Here is a 17,475-nt window from a genome sequence, read left to right as displayed (position 1 = left end):
GGATTTCGACCATGGCGGCCACTGGATCCGAGAAGCAGGGTGGAAAGGCGTTCTACGTCACCACCCCCATTTATTACGTCAACGACGCTCCTCACCTGGGCCACGCCTATACGACCGTCGCAGGCGACGTGCTCTCCCGCTGGCACCGTCAGCGCGGCGAGAAGGTGTGGTACCTCACCGGCACGGACGAGCACGGTCAGAAGATCATGCGCACCGCGAACGCCAACGGAGTGTCTCCGCAGGAGTGGTGCGACAAGCTCGTGGAGGAGGCGTGGAAGCCCCTCTGGGAGCACCTGGAGATCGCGAACGACGACTTCATCCGCACCACGCAGAAGCGGCACACCGACCGTGTGCAGGAGTTCGTCCAGGACCTGTACGACAAGAACGAGATCTACAAGAGCAGCTACGAGGGCCCGTACTGCGTCGGCTGCGAGGAGTACAAGCTCCCCGGTGAGCTGCTCGACGGCGAGGGCGAGTACGCGGGTCAGAAGCTCTGCCCGATCCACAAGAAGCCGGTGGAGCTCCTCCAGGAGGAGAACTACTTCTTCAAGCTGAGCGAGTACACCGAGAAACTGCTCGCCCACTACGAGGCCAACCGGGACTTCATCCAGCCCGAGTCCGCGCGCAACGAGGTCGTGAACTTCGTGAAGCAGGGGCTGCAGGATCTCTCCATCTCGCGCTCGACATTCGACTGGGGCATCCCGATCCCCTGGGACGACAAGCACGTCATCTACGTCTGGATCGACGCGCTGCTGAACTACGCCACGGCGGTCGGCTACAACGAGAACCCGGAGAAGTTCGAGTCGACCTTCCCGGCCGACGTCCACCTCGTCGGCAAGGACATCCTCCGCTTCCACGCGATCATCTGGCCGGCCATGCTGATGGCGAACGGCCTGCCGCTGCCGGGCAAGGTCGCCGCCAACGGCTGGCTGATGGTCGGCGGCGAGAAGATGAGCAAGTCCAACCTGACCGGCATCAAGCCGCAGGACCTGACCTCGCACTTCGGCGTGGACGCCTACCGCTGGTACTTCCTGCGCGCGATCGCGTTCGGCCAGGACGGCTCGTTCTCCTGGGAAGACTTCTCCGCCCGCTACACCAGCGAGTTGGCGAACGACTACGGCAACCTCGCCTCCCGCGTGGCAGCCATGGTCGGCAAGTACTTCGGGGGCGAGCTGCCGGCGGCGACGGCCGACGGCGAGGCGGAGAAGGCGATCCACGACGGCCTGGCCAAGGCGGTCGCGGCGGCCGACCGGAAGATCGGCGATGAGCTGGACTTCCAGGGCGGCATCCTGGCCGTCTTCGACTTCGTCAAACAGGTCAACGGCTACATCACCGAGCAGGAGCCCTGGAAGGTCGCGAAGGACACCTCCGCCGAGGGCCAGGCCCGCCTCGCCACCATCCTCTACACGGCCGCGGAGTCCCTGCGGGCCGTCGCGGTGCTGCTGAACCCGGTCATGCCGGAGACCTCCCAGAAGCTCTGGGACTCGCTCGGCGCGGAGGCCTCCCTCGGCGCCCTGGCGGACCAGCAGGTCCAGGAGGCCGGTGACTGGGGCAGGCTCCCGGCCGGGGCCACGGTCACCAAGGGCGCGGTGCTGTTCCCGCGTCTGGAGGAGAAGCCCACCGCGTAGAACTCGTAGGAGGACACGCACGTCCAGGGGCCCGGAACCGCACTCGGCTGGTTCCGGGCCCCTGCCGTACGCCCCGGTTCAGGCGGCGTACCCGAGAGCGAGCGCGCCGACCACGGGGGCGGCGTAGACCAGCGGAAACGGGATGTGCGCGTACTTACGGGCCCGCGCCACCGTCACCGCGGCGCCGAGGAAGTACAGCACCAGCCCCGTCCCCGCCAGCACCCCGATCACCGGCATGAACAGCCCCGCCACCAGCCCTACGGCGCCGGCGGCCTTGGCCAGCCCGAGCCAGGTCCACCACGGCCGGGGAACGCCGTACTCGGTCAGCGCCTGCACGATCCACTGGGCGCGCATCAGCAGGACAGTGCCGGAGAAACCGGCCATCAGGGCGGCGGCGAGGGTCACGACGACATACGCGGTCTGCATGGGGAACTCCCTGTCAGGTACGGTCCACTGCCTCCCTGACGCCACCCGCCGCACAAGTGTGACGGCCCGCCGAGAACTCGGCGTCCCGGGTCAGGAGAGCACCCCGGCACCGGTCGTCGTCGCCAGCTCCGTCACCAGGTTCTTCGCCGAGGTCTGCAGGCCCGCCGTGAGCGTCGGCTTCCAGTTCACCGTCGTCTTGATCTTCTTCGAGCTCGCGGCGTTGTAGGCGGCCACGATGTCGGTCGTGGTGCCGTTGACGAGGTTGCCGCCGCCGGCGATCGAGCCGGTGCCGTCGCCGCTCAGCAGCTTGGCGACCTTGGCGCCGGACGGCAGCTTCCAGACGTTGTGCTCGGCGACGACCTGGGCCTTGGCGCGGGAGTCGATGCTGTACTTCGGTGCGTAGCCGTTGAGCGTCGTGGTGTCGTAGACGTTGTTGTAGAGGTGGATCTGGCCGATGCGGGCCAGGGGCGCCCGCTGCACGATCCCCTTCCACACGTTGTGGTGGATCGTGACCCGCAGCTTGCCCGTGCTGTCGGTGTCGCTGCTGCCGATCAGCATCGTCTTGTCGTGATTGCTGAACACGTTGCGCTCGACGGTCACCAGGTCGGAGCCGTTGGTGATGTCGAGGGCGCCGTCGTGGACCTGGTACTTGCGGCCGAAGTAGGTCTTCTCGGAGCTGTCGAAGGTCGGCGCGTCGGTGAACGTGTTGTGGTCCGCCCACACGTTGGTCACCCCGCGCAGGGTGACCGAGTCGTAGTTGGAGTTCCACTCGCCCGACGAGCCGTCGGTCGGGTCCCACTGCGGGAAGCAGTCCCGGGTGTCGGCGAAGGTCAGGTTGCGGACGATGACGTTCTTGACGTTCTGCACCTGAAGGCTGCCGCCCTTGATGCCGGCGTTCGTGCCGGGGACGCCCACGATGGTGGTGTTGGCGGGCACCCGGAAGACGATGTTCTTCTTCTGCTTGTCCGCGGCGGCCTTGCGGGCGTTCTCCTGCGTGCCGGACGGCGCCTTCTTGCCGTAGGTCGCCGGGTCGTAGGCCTTGAGGTAGGCGGAGAGCGAGTAGCCGGTGCCGGAGGCGTAGTCGGCGCAGGTCAGCTTCTTGCCGGCGTCGTCGGTGTTGGCGTCGATGGTGCCCTTGACCTTGATGATCCGGGGCGTGGTGCCGGAGACCGACCCCAGCGCCTTCACGAGCTGTGCGCGGGTGCTGACGGTGAACACATGCGCGGAGTCCGCCTTCGAGCCGCCCGTCGTACCGGCGCCGGAGGCCGCCCAGCCGTCCTTGGCGGGCAGCGCCTGGTGGTACAGGTCGACCGGGCCGGCGTTCGCGTTCATCACGAAGACTCCGGCACCGACGCCGGCGGCCACGGCTGCGGCGGTGATGACAGCGGTACGGCGCCCGCGGAGGGAACGGCGGTGGGCAGGGCGGGAGGAAGGGGATGCCACGAATGAGTCCTTACATACCTCGGTGAGGCTCGCGCACCGGCGAGCGGGCCCGCGTGAGCGGGCTTCCGATCCGTCTGTGGTCGCGGAGATCTGAAAGGTTGCCGTCACCTTCTCGGCCGTGACCGGCCGAGCTTGCGCACTCGGTCGTTCACACCTCGTCGCGCTCCCGACTGCCCCCTACGACAGGGCGGTCACGGGTCGCATCCACCCACCCCTGTTGTTCAGGGGGAGGGTGCGGGTGCGGTGACAAGCACCCACGCCGAGCGGGCGCGATCGCGCACGTTCACCCCGGCGACGATGTCGGCCGGGCCAGCGAGCCCGCACCGACGACAGCAGAAATGGTCCCGGGTAGGCCGGTTGGCCCGCTCGGTATGCCCGCAGCGCGGACAGCGCTGCGAGGTGTAGGCCGCGTCCAGATTCCCGGCCTCCAGACTGGCTTTCAGCGTCGTATAGGCGTCGACGACCTTCTTCACCGCCCGCACGACCGGCTGCGCCGACAGCCCGAATGTCGCCTTCACATCCGCGTACACCGCCTTCTGCAGACTGTTGCGGTCCTTGAGGCCTTTGGCGAAGGCAACCTGCGAGGCGTAGGTAGCGGCCCGGTTGCAGGTACGCAGCGTCACCTCCAGTGCCATCGCCTGCTCGGGCGTCGGCAGCAGCTTCACCTGCACCACCAGCTTCACGGCATCGGACCGTAGTGCGATGGCCGCACATACGACCACCGTTCACTCGGCGCTCACCCCAACCAGTGACCCACAGGCTGCTTGTTCGCATTTCCCGGATCGTCGGGGATCCGCACCCCGCTCCCCGCCCGGCACAGGGCCGACGTGGCGACGCTCCGTGTCGCGACCGCAGCAGGAGATTCCTCCACCATGAATGCCGGGGCGTCCTCGCCAGAAGTAGGTGAATCTTTTGACTGATCAGTGCTCAAGTTGAGGACGTCATGCGGATGTTGCCCATCCGGTTGGCATCGATCGCGCCCCACCGCCACCATGCCCCACGGCACGACCGTATGGTTTCCGCCATGGCAGTCCCAGAGGTCATCCCGATCGCCTACGAGCCGCACGGCCGTACCGAGGCGATCGGCCGTTACGCGGACGGGCAGTTCATGGGTTCGGTCACCTACGCCTTCCCCAAGGGCTTCGACCTCGGCTCCGGCTGGGAAGAGCACAAACGCCTCTATTCGGTCCTGCACACCTTCGACGCCGACGGCGGATACCGCGACTCGGAGATCTGGTGCGCCGGCACCTGGGCCGAGCAGCAGCGCGCGCCGCACGGACCCGACTCGGTCCTCGCCCGCGCCCGCGCCCACCTGGCCACCGGACTGCGCAGCCTCCCCCGGCGCACCTACACGGACATCGCGATCCGGCCCTTCCAACTCACCGTCGACGGCGTGCTGTTCGGCATGGTGACCGGTGAGGACGACGGCGAGGCCTGGGCCGAGCTGTACCCGGACCTCCTCGGCTTCGGCGCACCCTGGGACGGTTCGTACGACACCTGATCGTTTGCGCCCCTATGCCGGAACACCCCCGAGGCGCTGTACATTGCGAAGATCACGCAAGGCCATCAAGTGGGGGGATCCATCCATGGCACTCTTCGGGAACGCGCACACCGTCGACCAGGGGAAGGCGCAGCAGGACTACGCCCGTCTGCTGGGCCACGGGGAGCAGGTGCACGCCGCGTACCTGTTGATACGCGACACCATCCTGTTCACCGACCGCCGTCTGATCCTGGTCGACAAGCAGGGCATCACCGGCAAGAAGGTGGAGTACCACTCCATCCCTTACCGCAGCATCACGCACTTCGCGGTCGAGACCGCCGGCACCTTCGACCTGGACGCCGAGCTGAAGATCTGGCTCTCGGGATCGGCGACGCCGATCCAGAAGACGTTCACCAAGGGCGTCGACATCTACGAGGTGCAGGCGATCCTGACGCAGTTCGTGGCCAAGTAGCCCGTTCCCTATGGCCGTTCGCGTTACGGCCGTTCGCGTTACGGCCGTTCCCTACCGCCGTCCGCCCGGTCCGCCGCCGAAGCCGCCCTCCGGGGCCTCGCCCGCGGTGACCGTGGCGATCTCGTCGGCCGAGCCGAGGTCACCCGCCTCGGCGAGGCCGCCGGTGGAGTCACCGGACGCCGAGCCGCCGGAGTGGATCCGGTACTCCTCGCCGCTCTTGATCGCGGAGGACGAGAAGACGACGTTCTGGATCGACTTCGACGTCACATACGTCGCCACCACCCTGCCGTCGGAGTCCACGACGTGCAGGGTCGTGCCCGCGGGGACGGACGAGTCGAGCGTGGCCGAGAGCCAGCCCTGTTCGGACTCGGTGTCCGGGGCGACCACCATGCCCGCGCTGCCGGCCGCGAGCAGCGTGCCGCCGCTCACGGTGAAGCCGCCGTTGACGTCCAGCGCGCCGTTGCCGTTCCTCTCCGGGCCGTTGACGACGACCGTGCCGCCGCTGATCTCGGCGGTGCCGTTGGAGTCGAAGCCGTCGCCGTCGGCGTTGATGACGAGGGTGCCGCCGGTGACCTTCGCCGAGTAGTCCCCGGCCGATTCACCGCCACCGCCTCCGCCGCCGAAGCCGCCCTGACCGCCCTGCTCGTCGGACGACGTCTCACTGCCGGACGCGTTGACGCCGTCGTCTCCGGACGTGACCGTCGTCGAGCCGCCGCTGACCAGGATGTCCTTGCCCTCCAGGCCCTCGTTCGACTCCGTGATCTCCAGCTTGCCCGCGCTGATCACCAGGTCGCCCTCGGCGTGGACGCCGTCGTCTCCGGCGGCGGTCTTGACGGTCGCGCCGGCCAGGTGGACGGCACCGTCGCCGTGCAGGGCGTCCGCGGAGAAGTCGACGTCGACCGTGCCGCCCTCCAGGACCGTGATCACGCCCGACTTCAGGCCGTGCGCGGAGGAGTCGTCGGAGGCCTCGCTGCCGACGGTGAGCTTCCCGCCGGTGACGACCACGTCGGTGGCCGCGTCGACGCCGTCGCCCTCGGCGGTGACCTTCACCGTGCCGCCGCCGACGGCGAGATAACCCCGGTCGGCGTCCTCGGTGTTGTCGGCCTTGAGCCCGTCGCCGCCCGCCGTGACGGTGACCGTGCCGCCGCTCACCACCACGTAGTCCTTGCCGCGGATGCCGTCGTCGGCGGCGTCGACGGTGAGGGTGCCGCCCTGGATGACGAGGCCGTCGGTGCTCGCGATGCCGTCGTTGCCGTTGCCTTTCACGGTGAGCGAGCCGCTGCCCCCGATCGTCAGGTCGGCGGCGCTGTGCAGGGCGGCGTTCGCCTCCGCGTCCCCGGCGTACGTGTCGGTGTCGCCGAGCGTGTTCTCGCTGCCGTCGGCGAGGACGACCACGGCCTCGTCGGCGTCGGCGATGTCGAACGCGGAGCCGCGGGAGTTCGATATGGCGGCTCCGTCGAGGACGAGGGTCACCTTCGCGTCGGGGGCCTTCACCACGATCTGCCCGTCGTCGAGGCTGCCGCTGAGCCGGTACGTACCGGCCGCGGTGATGGTGACGGTCGCCCCGTCCACGGTGACCCCGTCTCCCTCGGCGGACGCGGAGTCACCGTTCAGCTCGATCTCCACGGCCCCGGACCTGTCGGCGTCCGTGTCCCCGTCCTTCGCGTGGACGTCCTGGTTGCCGGCGAGGACGGCGGCGGCCGTCTGCGCCCCGTCGACGGATGCGGCCCCGGAGGAGGAGGTGGAGCCCGAGCCCGCCGAGTCCGACGACGAGGAACCGGACTCGGCGGAACACCCGGCCAGCACCGCCGTACCGAGCGCGACGGAGGCCAGGGCGCCCATCAGCGTCGTACGCACTCGTCGTGGCGATCTCCCGCGTGCGGATCTGCTGCTCATGCTGGACTCCCGGTCAGTGCGAGTGGGGACGGAAAGTGGCGCCGCAGGACGGGCAGCCAACGGTGTGCGGGCAGTTCGGGGCGCAGGGCGGCGAGCCCCGTGCCGTACTTGGAGACCGGGCAGGGCCGGTGCTTCAGCGACCACAGCAGCCGGTCCGCGCCCGACCCGGCGCGCCCCGACTTGGTCTCGACGACGGCCCGGTCGGGGGTACGCAGCTCGGTCCCGTCGAGAAGAGCCCAGGTCAGGTCGGTGTCGACGGTCACCCGGCTGTCGCTCGCGGGCAGGAACAAGGTCGTACGCCGATACGACGTGACCAGCGAGGGCACGAACCGGAAGCTGTCGGAGTTGATACCGGCCCCGGCGAGCACCTCGTCGGCGTACGCCCGGGCCGCCGGGTCCAGGCGCCAGGCTTCGCCCTCGTACGGCATGCGCTCCTTGACGGTCGCCCCGCGCGGGCCACGCGTCTTGACCTCGAAGTAGCTGTCACCGGAGTCGAGATAGGTGCGGACCCGGAGCTTGAAGCGACGCCGGCGGCGCCGGGCGGCGCCCAGGTAGCCGTCCAGGCCGGGGGTGTCGAAGTAGACGGACCGGTATCCGAAGCGCCGCTGCCCGGCCATCTCCAGGATCTGGGCGTCGTCCCCCAACCCGGCCAGGAACAAGGGCAGTTCACGCACGGGCAGCATGTACTTGCGGTCCAGCCTGGTCAGCAGCGAGGCGCGGGCTACAAGTTCGTCGAGCCCGATGGGCCGCAGGGCGCCGGTGACGCGGGTGAGGGGGTCGGCGGCGGTCACGCCCGGACTCCCGGCCTGGCGGCGGACACGGTCTCCTGGGCCTGTCGGCTCTCGGCCCCCTGGGCGGTGGGCCTCGCGTCCTGCGTCACGACGTACCGCACCTCGACCTGGGTGGTGTCATTGACGAGGTCGACGCTCCTGACCGCCAGGTTCACCACGCGTCCGCCCAGCAGCACCTCCAGGTGCGCGCGCAGGGCGTCCTCGTCGGTGTACGCGGAGTCGAGCTTCAGGCTCCGCTGCCGGTGGCGGCCGAAGAGGCGGGGGTGGTCGCCGACGTACATGGTGAGGACGATCAGCCCCACCAGGGCGACCGTCAGCACGCTCAGGCGCGCGGGGAGCCCGGCGAGCAGACCGATGGCGAGGGCGGAGAAGTAGTACGCGATCTCATGCTGCGCGATCTCGTACGACCGGAGCCGGATGATCGACAGGACCCCGAACAGTCCCATGCCCAGCCCGATCCCCACGGAGGCGGAGCTCAGCGTCATGGCCACGGCGAGGACGCCGACGTTCACGCCGAGGAAGGCGGTGAGCAGGTCCCGGCGGTGGTGGCGGGGGAAGTAGACGCCGAAGGTGAGCAGGGAGATGGCGACGAGGTCGACGGCAACAAGGATCAGCTGGTCCATGGCAGTTGCCTCTCCCCGGGTCTGTCGTGGCGTGGGCTGTACGGGCTCATGTCCAGGACGATCGGGGAGCGGTCTGTGAGAAGCCTTTGGGTTTCTTTAACCGCCCTTGAGAAAAACAGGACGAGGCCGTGAGGTGAACTACACCTGTACGGCGGCATGGTGACGGCCGGGCGATCCGGGCACGGACGCGATAATCGGGCCACCATGCTGCCCCCGCCCCGCGTTCTCCTGCCCGACGTCCTCATCGTCGGCGCCCGTTACCCGCTCGTCCTGGCCGGCGACTGCGCGGCCCGGGCGCACGACCTCACCGCACGGCAGGTGACATCGGTGGAGGTGGCGACCGAGAACCCCGAGCCCATGGACCAGATCGCGGCGATGGTCCGGTTCGGTCTGACGGAACGCGGGTGGCGGGTACGCCCCGTGGAGACCGACCCGCTCGCCGCCCGCCTGCTCGTCACGGACCCCGACACGGGTGAGGAGGGCACGGTCGACCTGCTGAAGGAGACCTTCTGGCGTCCGCCGGTGATGACCGGCCTGGGCCCCGCCCTCTCCCTGGAGGACCTGATCGGCACGAAGGTCCGCGCGCTGACCGACCGCGGCGCCGCGCGCGACGTGGTCCACATCTACGCGGCCGCGGCCCACTGGAGCTACCCCGACCTGGAGGAACTCGGCCGCCGCCACGCCTGGGACGACCTCGACCTGGCGGACCTCCAGTCCCGCCTGGAGGCGACGGAACTGCTGGACGACCGGGAGTTCGTCGCGGGCGGCCTGGAGGAGGAGCCGGTGCGGGCGCTGCGCCGGTGGGTGCGGGCGTGGGCGGACGACATCGCGGAGCGGTTGCTGGAGGAGGAGGCGCTCAGGCCTCCGGCCGACGCGGATGAGTGACGAGGCTTCCCGAGACTGTGCGACGCCCGGGACCTCGCGGTCTCGGGCGGTCCTTTTCACGGGCGACGAGCGGAGCCTTACGGGCGACGGGCCGAGCCTTACGGGCGATGGGCGAGCGGAGATCACCGGCAGGTCGAACACCAGCCACCTTGGTACGATCCGGCCACTTGTGCGAGGGCAGGGACCCTCGTAGGGGAGGGAACTCACGTGGGCAGACACGCCCCGAGACGAGCCGGCCGCGCCACGCTCGTCTCCGCTCTGGCCGTGGCAGTGGCGGCCGGCTCGATCACCCTGTTCTCCAGCACGGAGGACACCGGCGCGCAGGCGGCCACCACCGCCGCCGCCGAGACCACCGAGATCGTCCTGGACGATCCGGCCAACAACACCACCCGCTCCGACCGGCTCCTCTCGGCCGGCGAGACCGGGTTCCTGCACCGCCAGGCCGGGGTCGCGGGGCTGCTGTGGACGGACTACGACGACGGCGACACGGTCACCGTCCAGGGGGCGTCGGGCATCTACCGGCCCACCTCGGGGACCTGCTACTACATCTCCGACCCCTGTCCCTCGGGCCGGTACGGGCAGGGCGCCGACACGGTCGCCGAGCCCGACCAGTACGAGGAGAAGGTGTCCCTGTGGACGCCCGACGGGGGCGCGCTGCGCACCGTCACCGTGCCGGACGGCTATGTCGCCACGTACGGCTCCACGATCGTTCTGGCCGACCGCGGCGCCGTCATCGACAGCGTGGCCGTGGAGGGCACGTCCCTCCAGCTCGTGGACTTCGTCGACGGCGTCAAGCGCGAGCGCTGGGTCACCGGCTATCCGTCCGCCGAGGCGGCCTGGGGGCCCGGCCCGTCCGAGCGCACCGGTGACAAGGACGGGGCGCTGTTCGCCCACCCGGTGAACGACGAGAACGGCGACACCTCGTACACCGTCGGCTACCTGGACTTCGCCACCGCCACCTTCACGGTGGCCTTCACCGGCGCCGACATCGCGCCGAAGCTGATCCTCACCGAGGACCGCGTCGGCTGGTACACGCCCGGCGCCGGTCTGCACCTCAAGCCCCGCGCCGACCTCGCCGCCGAGGAGACGGTTCCGGTGGCCGGCGAGGAGACCACCGCCGCCCCCGACCCCGTCCTCGTCGGGGACTGGCTCGTCCTGGGCGCCTCCGGCAGCTGGGTCAAGGCCGTCTCCCTGACCGGCGGCACCGCCGAGACGCTGCTGACCAGGTCGTTCGGCACCCCGCTGGCCACGCCCTCCGGCGACGCCCTCGTCACCGGCGGCACCGGCCCCGCCGACTGGTGGATCCAGCGGGTGTCGATCGGCGCCGACGGCACCCCGCAGCTGACGAAGCTGTACAAGGTCGCGCCGTACGAGAACGCCAAGACCGGGCTCGCGCTCAGCCGCGGCACTCTGCGCGTCGCGGAGGACAACCCGAGCAGCGCCTCCGACACGACCTCGCTGCGCACCCTCACCACCGACGGCGGCGCCGAGCTCACCGCGGCCACCGCCACGGACAGCGCCTCGATCAGCCCGAAGTGCCCGTACCCGGGCGCGACGTGCTCGGCCCTGTGGGGCATGCACGACGGGGACGGCTCCCGGGACGTCTACCTCGACACGTACTACGACAGTGACGAGGGCGGCAGCGGCCTGGAGCACGCGGACGCGCTGGTCTCCGTCAACGGCCACCGCCTGGAGTTCCACACCGAGGGCGGCGCCATCGTCGACGTCTCCGACGACTACGCCGTCTACAACTCCGGCGGCGCCACCCCGGCGCAGTACGTCGGCGAGTTCGGCCAGGGACAGCGGCTGAAGCGCTCCATCCGCGCCGCCGCCCTGAACGGCCCCACCCTGTGGAGCGCCACCACGACCGCCGGCAAGCTGACCTCGTACAGCCTCACCGAGAACAGGACCCTCGCCACGGTGACGGTCCCGGACCTCGCCTGCGTGCCGAGCGAGCTGCAGGCGGCGGGCCGCTGGCTGTACTGGGCGTGCGGAACCGCTTCGGCCGGGGTCTACGACACCAAGGCCGGTACGGCGCGGTCGGTGACCCCCGGTGACGTCCTCCTCGGCGACGGCTTCACCGTCCGCCACGACCACGGCGCCGACCAGTTGGTCCTGACCGAGGCGGCCACGGGCACCACCCGCGTGATCGCGTCCCGGCTGCCCGACACGGGCCTGGCCGAGGACCGCCGCTTCCGCTGGACGGTCGACGAGTACACGGGCCTGGTCGCCTGGTTCGACACGTACGAGCAGACGCACGTCGCCACGACCGGCATTGCCCCGTCCGCGCCGACGGCCCTGCACACGGACGCGGAGACCTCCGCGTATCCGCCCGGGTCGGACCCGTGGAACGGCCTGTGGTTCCTGTCCCGGCCGGTCACCTCCTGGTCCCTCACCTTCACGTCGGTGCAGAGCGGCGCGAACGGCAAGGCGACCCGCACGATCACCGGCGGCGCGAGCGCCGGGCTGGTGGAGGCGGTCTGGAACGGCAGGACGGCGAGCGGCGGCTACTTCCCGAACGGCGAGTTCACCTGGGCCCTCAGGGCGACCGGCCTCGGCAGCTCCACCGCGGCCACGGTCACCACCGGCGAGGGGTACCTCATGCGGGGAGCCGCGGTTCGCCGCGACTTCACCAGCCCGGACGGCCCCGACGGCCGCGGCGACCTGCTCACCCTGAACTCGTCCGGCGGCCTGACCTTCCACAGCGGCACCGGCACGGGCAAGGTCAACTCCAAGTACACCGGCACCGGATGGCCCACCACCGTCACGGCCGTCCCGTTCGGCGACCTGAGCGGTGACCGCTGCAACGACGTCCTCGTGCGGTACAGCAGTGGCGCCCTGCGGCTGTACAAGCCGGGCTGCGGCTCGGCGGTCAAGCCGTCGACGTCGTACACCACCCTGGCGAGCAGCGGCTGGACCCAGTACAACGCGCTCACCTCGCCCGGTGACGTGAGCGGCGACGGCCGCCCGGACCTGATCGTCCGCCAGGCGTCCACCGGCACGGTCTACCTCTACAAGGGCACGAGCACCGGCAAGCTGGCGTCCCGCGTCAAGCTCTACGACAGCTGGAAGGGCTACAAGAAGATCGTCGGCGTCGGCGACATCACCGGCGACGGCAAGCCCGACCTGCTCGCGCAGGACACCGCGAACACCCTGTGGCGCTACAACGGCAAGGGGGACGGCACCTTCGCCGCCCGCGTGAAGCTGTTCGGCAACTGGGGCGGCAGCTACAACGTCGTCGTCGGCATCGGCGACATCACGGACGACGGCCGCCCGGACCTCGTCTCCCGCGACACCAGCGGCAACGTCTGGCGCAACAGCGGGGACGGGAAGGGGTCGTTCGGCTCGCGGACGCAGATCGCGAGCGGGTGGAGCGGCTACAAGTCCCTGACCTGACAGGCATGGACGAGGAGGGGGGCGGTCCTGCGGGGCCGCCCCCCTTCCGCGTTCACGCCCGCGTCGCCGCCGTCTCCGGTGCCGGCACGGCCGTCGTCCGCGACCGGCGGATGAACGCCACGCCGCACACCGCGAGGACCGAGGCCGCGGAGAGGGTGTACAGGCCCCCGTTCGTACTGCCCGTGGTGTCCTGCAGATAGCCGAAGAGGGTCGGCGAGACGAAACCGCCCAGGTTTCCCAGGGAGTTGACCAGGGCGAGCCCGGGCGCCGCGATCTTCAGGTCGAGCCCCGACTGGGCCATCGGCCAGAACAGCGTGGCCGCGCACTTCCCCCCGACCGCGGCCAGCGTGAGCGCGGCGAGGCCGAACCAGGGCGAGCCGAGGGTGGCCAGGAAGGTGCCGGCCGCGGACAGGACGAGGGCGATCGCCAGGTACGGGCGGCGGTCCGGGGCGCGGTCGGTGAAGTGGGCCATCGTGTACATCGCGATCACGGCACAGATCCATGGCACGGCCGTGAGCAGCCCGACCTCGAAGGAGGACAGCCCGCCGATGTCGTCGACCAGGCTCGGCAGCCAGAAGGTGATCGCGTACCCGGTGAGGGCCATCGCGAAGAACACCGTGGTCAGCAGGGCGACCTGGGGGTGGAGGATCAGCTTCAGCCGGGACGTCCTGGGGGCACGGTCACGCGCCTCCTTGTCCCGGGCGACCGCGTCGCTGAGCGCGTCCCTCTCCTCCTGGGTGAGCCAACGGGCGTCCTGGATACGGGAGACGAGGAAGAAGCCGGCGATGAATCCGACCAGGATCGAGAAGACCCCCTCCAGCGCGAACATCCAGCGCCAGCCGGCGATCCCGCCCGCCCCGTGCAGCTCCAGCAGCGCACCCGTGATGGGGCCGGTCACGATGTACGCCGTCGCCGAGCCGCCGAGGAAGATCGCGCTCGCCCGGCCCCGGCTGGAGTCCGGCAGCCACTGGGTGAAGTAGAGGAGCACACCGGGGAAGAAGCCGGCCTCCGCGACGCCGAGGAGGAAGCGCAGGGCGTAGAACATCCACACGTTGTGGATGAAGCACATCGCCACGATCACCGCGCCCCAGGTGATCATGATGCGGGTCAGCCAGACCCGGGCGCCGAACCGCTCAAGGAGCATGTTGCTGGGCACCTCGAACAGGGCGTAGCCGATGAAGAACAGTCCGGCGCCGAGGCCGTAGGCCGTGGCGCTCACCCCGACGTCGGCCCTGAGTTCGTCCTGGACGAAGCCGACGTTCGTCCGGTCCATCTGGTTGACCAGCAGCATCAGGACGAGGATCGGCAGCATCCGGCGCAGGAACTTGCCGACGGCGCGGCGTTCGGCGTCGGGTATCGCTAGGTCTGACATCGTTGTCTCCCCTGAGCTGTACATGTATGTGAACAGTGGTCACGTACGCGGCTTCAGGGAAGCTAATGGAGGCTTTCCTTCCGGGTCAATGGGGCGTGCGCACGGTACGTCCTTCGTGCGCACGCCCCGGTCGTTCAGCTGCCGGTGTTGGTGGCCTCGGGGTCGACGCCCATCGTGAGCGTGGCGAGGACCCCCTTGGCGATGTCGTTCTTCCTGTACTTCAGCTTCAGCAGACCGCCCTCGGTGCCGTTGTCCGGGTAGATCGTGTCCTCGTCGAGGGTGGTACGGGTCGTGGTGTTGGTGGAGTAAGGCTCGACCTCGGCGGACGCCAGCACGGCCTCCTCCTCGAAGAAGAGCTGACCGGTGTGGCAGGTGTTGCCGCCCTCGTACCCGGCGTCCGTCCACTCGCCGCCCACGTGCACCTTGGTGTGGATGTGCACGCAGCGCCCCTGGTACCAGCCCGGGAAGACGGTCCGGAAGACCACCTCGCCCTTCTTGTCCGTCTTCCACGTGCCGCGCAGATACCGCTCGTCGTCCGTCGGCTCCTCGTGGACCCCGCCACCGCCGCCGGGCCCGCCCGAGGGATCGCCGGACGGGGGCTCGCCCGTCGGCTCGCCGGACGGCGGGGTGCCGCCCCCGCCTCCACCGCCACTGCCCATGGCCTCATAACCCGAGTACACGCCCAGCGCGTTGCAGTGCCAGATGTCGACCGCGGCGTTCCTGATCGGCTTGCAGGTCTCGGAGTCGATCACCTTGAGGCGCAGGGTGAGCGCGATGCCCTCCTGGTCCTCGGTCACGTCCTGGCGGAGCTTGTCCGCGTCGATGTAGTAGGGGCCCTCGGTCGTCTCGGAGGTCAGCTGGTAGCAGACCTCGGCGCTCGACGAGCTGCTCGACGCGGTGGCACCCGCGGACGCGGACCCGTTCGTCTCACCCGCGAAGGCGCCCGCCGCGAGCGTGCCGCCCACGCCCACCGCCGCCGCGGCTCCCGCACCGGCGACGACTACCTTGCGACGCGTGAGGTCCCGCTTGTGTTTCGGCCCTTCGGCCGTGTGGTTTCCCGTCATGGGCAGCGAAGCTAGGGATCACGCCTGTCAGGAGCATGGGTAAGAGCTGGGTGAGAGCCCTGCATGAGCGCCGTAAACGTAAGTGGCTCGGAACCGACGCCGGTTCCGAGCCACTTACGGCTGCCTACAGCTGACTACGGCTTCGCGAAGTCCTACTTCGGCTGCGGCTTGCGCACCGACAGGTGCAGCTCCTTCAGCCGCGCCTCCTCCAGCTCCGTCGGCGCTCCCATCATCAGGTCCTGGGCGTTGCCGTTGAGCGGGAAGGCGATGGTCTCGCGGATGTTCGGCTCGTCGGCCAGCAGCATCACGATGCGGTCGACGCCGGGGGCGATACCGCCGTGCGGCGGGGCGCCGAAGCGGAAGGCGCGCAGCATGCCGGCGAACTTGTCCTCGACGGTCTCGCGGTCGTAGCCCGCGATCTCGAAGGCCTTGAGCATGATCTCGGGCTCGTGGTTCCGGATCGCGCCGGAGGACAGCTCGACGCCGTTGCAGACGATGTCGTACTGCCAGCCCAGGATGTCCAGCGGGTCCTGGGTTTCCAGGGCCTCCAGACCGCCCTGCGGCATGGAGAACGGGTTGTGCGAGAAGTCGATCGCGCCGGTCTCCTCGTCCTTCTCGTACATCGGGAAGTCGACGATCCAGCAGAACCGGAAGACGCCCTCCTCGAAGTGCCCGGCGCGCTTGGCGGCCTCGACCCGGACCGCGCCCATGATCTTCGAGACCTCGTCGAACTCGCCCGCGCCGAAGAACACGGCGTGACCGGCGGCCAGCGACAGGCGCTTGGTCAGCTCGGCGACGTTCTCCTCGGTGAGGAACTTCGCGATCGGGCCGGACAGCGAGCCGTCCTCGACCACACGCACCCAGGCCAGGCCCTTCGCGCCCTGCGAGACCGCGAAGTCACCGAGCTGGTCGAAGAACTTCCGGGGCTGCGCCGAGACGTCCGGCACCGGCAGCGCACGCACGTGCTTGCCGGCGAACGCCTTGAACTCCGAGCCCTCGAAGATGTCGGTGATGTCGACGAGCTCCAGCTGGGCGCGCAGGTCCGGCTTGTCGGAGCCGTACTTCAGCATCGCCTCGCGGAACGGGATCCGCGGGAAGGGCGAGGTGACGTGGCGGCCGTTGCCGAACTCCTCGAACAGCTCGGTCATCAGCTTCTCGACGGGCTGGAAGACGTCCTCCTGCTCGACGAAGCTCATCTCGATGTCGAGCTGGTAGAACTCGCCCGGCGAGCGGTCCGCACGCGCGTCCTCGTCACGGAAGCAGGGCGCGATCTGGAAGTAGCGGTCGAAGCCGGAGATCATCAGCAGCTGCTTGAACTGCTGCGGCGCCTGGGGGAGGGCGTAGAACTTGCCCGGGTTCAGACGGGAGGGGACGACGAAGTCGCGGGCGCCCTCGGGGGAGGTCGCGGACAGGATCGGCGTCGCCATCTCGTTGAAGCCCAGCGCCGTCATCTTGTGGCGGATCGCCGAGATGACCGACGTACGCAGCAGGATGTTCTTGTGCATGCGCTCGCGGCGCAGGTCCAGGAAGCGGTACTCCAGGCGCCGCTCCTCGTTGACCCCGTCCTCGGTGTTGATCGTGAAGGGAAGCGGGGCGGCCGCGCCGAGCAGCTCGACCTCGCCGACCTCGACCTCGACCTCACCGGTCGGCAGGTCGGGGTTGATGTTCTCGGCGCCGCGGGAGACGACCTTGCCGTCGACGCGGACGGTCGACTCCTTGGACAGCTTGTCGAGGGCCTCGTACGCGGGCGTGCCGGGACGGGCGACGAGCTGCGTGATGCCGTAGTGGTCGCGCAGATCGATGAAGAGGATGCCGCCCAGGTCGCGCCGATTGTGCAGCCAGCCACTCAGCCGGACGTCGGTGCCGACGTCAGAGGAGCGGAGCTCGCCGCAGGTGTGGGACCTGTACCGATGCATCGTCGTTCATCCAGTCTTCGCGGATCGGGGGGCGTGTTTCACGTGAAACTTCCCCCAAGCCTACCGGGGACCCCAAGATCGCC

General features: G+C 69.6%; 14 protein-coding genes. 5 read left to right on the top strand and 9 right to left on the bottom strand.

Features of this window, described 5'->3' with window-relative positions; all coding sequences use genetic code 11:
• Positions 1-11: 11 nt before the first annotated feature.
• Positions 12-1,628, top strand: a complete 1,617-nt coding sequence (metG, locus tag ACIREI_RS27895; RefSeq protein WP_403338219.1) for a methionine--tRNA ligase — start codon at positions 12-14, stop codon at positions 1,626-1,628.
• Positions 1,629-1,706: 78 nt separating this feature from the next.
• On the opposite strand, the gene ACIREI_RS27890 is transcribed toward metG, so the two are convergent.
• The 3 genes from ACIREI_RS27890 to ACIREI_RS27880 all read right to left on the bottom strand — a co-directional run bounded on the left by ACIREI_RS27890 (position 1,707) and on the right by ACIREI_RS27880 (position 4,180).
• Entirely contained in the window at positions 1,707-2,054 is a 348-nt protein-coding gene (locus ACIREI_RS27890; RefSeq protein ID WP_403338216.1) for a DoxX family protein, read from the bottom strand.
• A 90-nt stretch (positions 2,055-2,144) separates the two neighbouring features.
• Positions 2,145-3,497 carry a polysaccharide lyase family 1 protein gene (locus ACIREI_RS27885; protein ID WP_403338213.1) on the bottom strand — a complete coding sequence of 451 codons (1,353 nt, stop codon included), beginning with the start codon at positions 3,495-3,497 and terminating at the stop codon, positions 2,145-2,147.
• 221 nt (positions 3,498-3,718) lie between these two features.
• The gene (locus ACIREI_RS27880; protein ID WP_403338210.1) at positions 3,719-4,180 is read right to left on the bottom strand and encodes a zinc ribbon domain-containing protein; all 462 of its coding nucleotides are present in this window, start codon (positions 4,178-4,180) and stop codon (positions 3,719-3,721) included.
• Between the two features lie 341 nt (positions 4,181-4,521).
• Between ACIREI_RS27880 and ACIREI_RS27875 the strand changes: the two genes are divergently transcribed.
• On the top strand, positions 4,522-4,998 hold the full coding sequence (locus ACIREI_RS27875; protein ID WP_403338207.1) for a hypothetical protein: 477 nt from the start codon (positions 4,522-4,524) through the stop codon (positions 4,996-4,998).
• An 85-nt stretch (positions 4,999-5,083) separates the two neighbouring features.
• Positions 5,084-5,449 carry a PH domain-containing protein gene (locus tag ACIREI_RS27870; protein ID WP_403338205.1) on the top strand — a complete coding sequence of 122 codons (366 nt, stop codon included), beginning with the start codon at positions 5,084-5,086 and terminating at the stop codon, positions 5,447-5,449.
• Positions 5,450-5,500: 51 nt separating this feature from the next.
• Here ACIREI_RS27870 and ACIREI_RS27865 read toward each other — a convergent pair whose 3' ends face one another.
• From ACIREI_RS27865 to ACIREI_RS27855, 3 genes are read right to left on the bottom strand one after another with little or no spacing between them, the layout of a single operon-like run.
• Positions 5,501-7,345 (bottom strand): carbohydrate-binding domain-containing protein, encoded by a 1,845-nt coding sequence (locus ACIREI_RS27865; protein WP_403338203.1) that lies wholly within the window; start codon positions 7,343-7,345, stop codon positions 5,501-5,503.
• Positions 7,342-8,136, bottom strand: a complete 795-nt coding sequence (locus ACIREI_RS27860; protein WP_403338200.1) for a polyphosphate polymerase domain-containing protein — start codon at positions 8,134-8,136, stop codon at positions 7,342-7,344. Before ACIREI_RS27860 ends, ACIREI_RS27865 begins: the two co-directional genes overlap by 4 nt.
• Positions 8,133-8,759: a DUF4956 domain-containing protein gene (locus ACIREI_RS27855; protein WP_403338198.1), complete on the bottom strand. Its 627-nt coding sequence runs from the start codon at positions 8,757-8,759 to the stop codon at positions 8,133-8,135. The genes ACIREI_RS27860 and ACIREI_RS27855 overlap by 4 nt, the downstream gene beginning before the upstream one ends.
• 204 nt (positions 8,760-8,963) lie before the next feature.
• On the opposite strand from ACIREI_RS27855, the gene ACIREI_RS27850 reads away from it, so the two are divergent.
• Together ACIREI_RS27850 and ACIREI_RS27845 are read left to right on the top strand one after the other, a co-directional pair.
• A complete protein-coding gene (locus tag ACIREI_RS27850) occupies positions 8,964-9,644 on the top strand; it encodes a hypothetical protein (protein WP_403338195.1) in 681 nt (226 codons plus the stop codon).
• 207 nt (positions 9,645-9,851) lie between these two features.
• Complete coding sequence (locus tag ACIREI_RS27845) at positions 9,852-13,040, top strand: FG-GAP-like repeat-containing protein (RefSeq protein ID WP_403338193.1); 3,189 nt, start codon at positions 9,852-9,854, stop codon at positions 13,038-13,040.
• Positions 13,041-13,092: 52 nt separating this feature from the next.
• On the opposite strand, the gene ACIREI_RS27840 is transcribed toward ACIREI_RS27845, so the two are convergent.
• The 3 genes from ACIREI_RS27840 to aspS all read right to left on the bottom strand — a co-directional run bounded on the left by ACIREI_RS27840 (position 13,093) and on the right by aspS (position 17,392).
• A complete protein-coding gene (locus ACIREI_RS27840; protein WP_403338190.1) occupies positions 13,093-14,412 on the bottom strand; it encodes an MFS transporter in 1,320 nt (439 codons plus the stop codon).
• Between the two features lie 134 nt (positions 14,413-14,546).
• Complete coding sequence (locus ACIREI_RS27835) at positions 14,547-15,476, bottom strand: intradiol ring-cleavage dioxygenase (protein WP_403338187.1); 930 nt, start codon at positions 15,474-15,476, stop codon at positions 14,547-14,549.
• Positions 15,477-15,628: 152 nt separating this feature from the next.
• Positions 15,629-17,392, bottom strand: coding sequence for an aspartate--tRNA ligase (aspS, locus tag ACIREI_RS27830; protein ID WP_403338184.1), 1,764 nt, complete (start codon positions 17,390-17,392; stop codon positions 15,629-15,631).
• Positions 17,393-17,475 lie beyond the last annotated feature (83 nt).

This window comes from Streptomyces sp. NPDC093591 (assembly GCF_044764885.1).
Lineage (GTDB): Bacteria > Actinomycetota > Actinomycetes > Streptomycetales > Streptomycetaceae > Streptomyces.
This window is presented reverse-complemented; position numbering and strand designations above follow the sequence as displayed.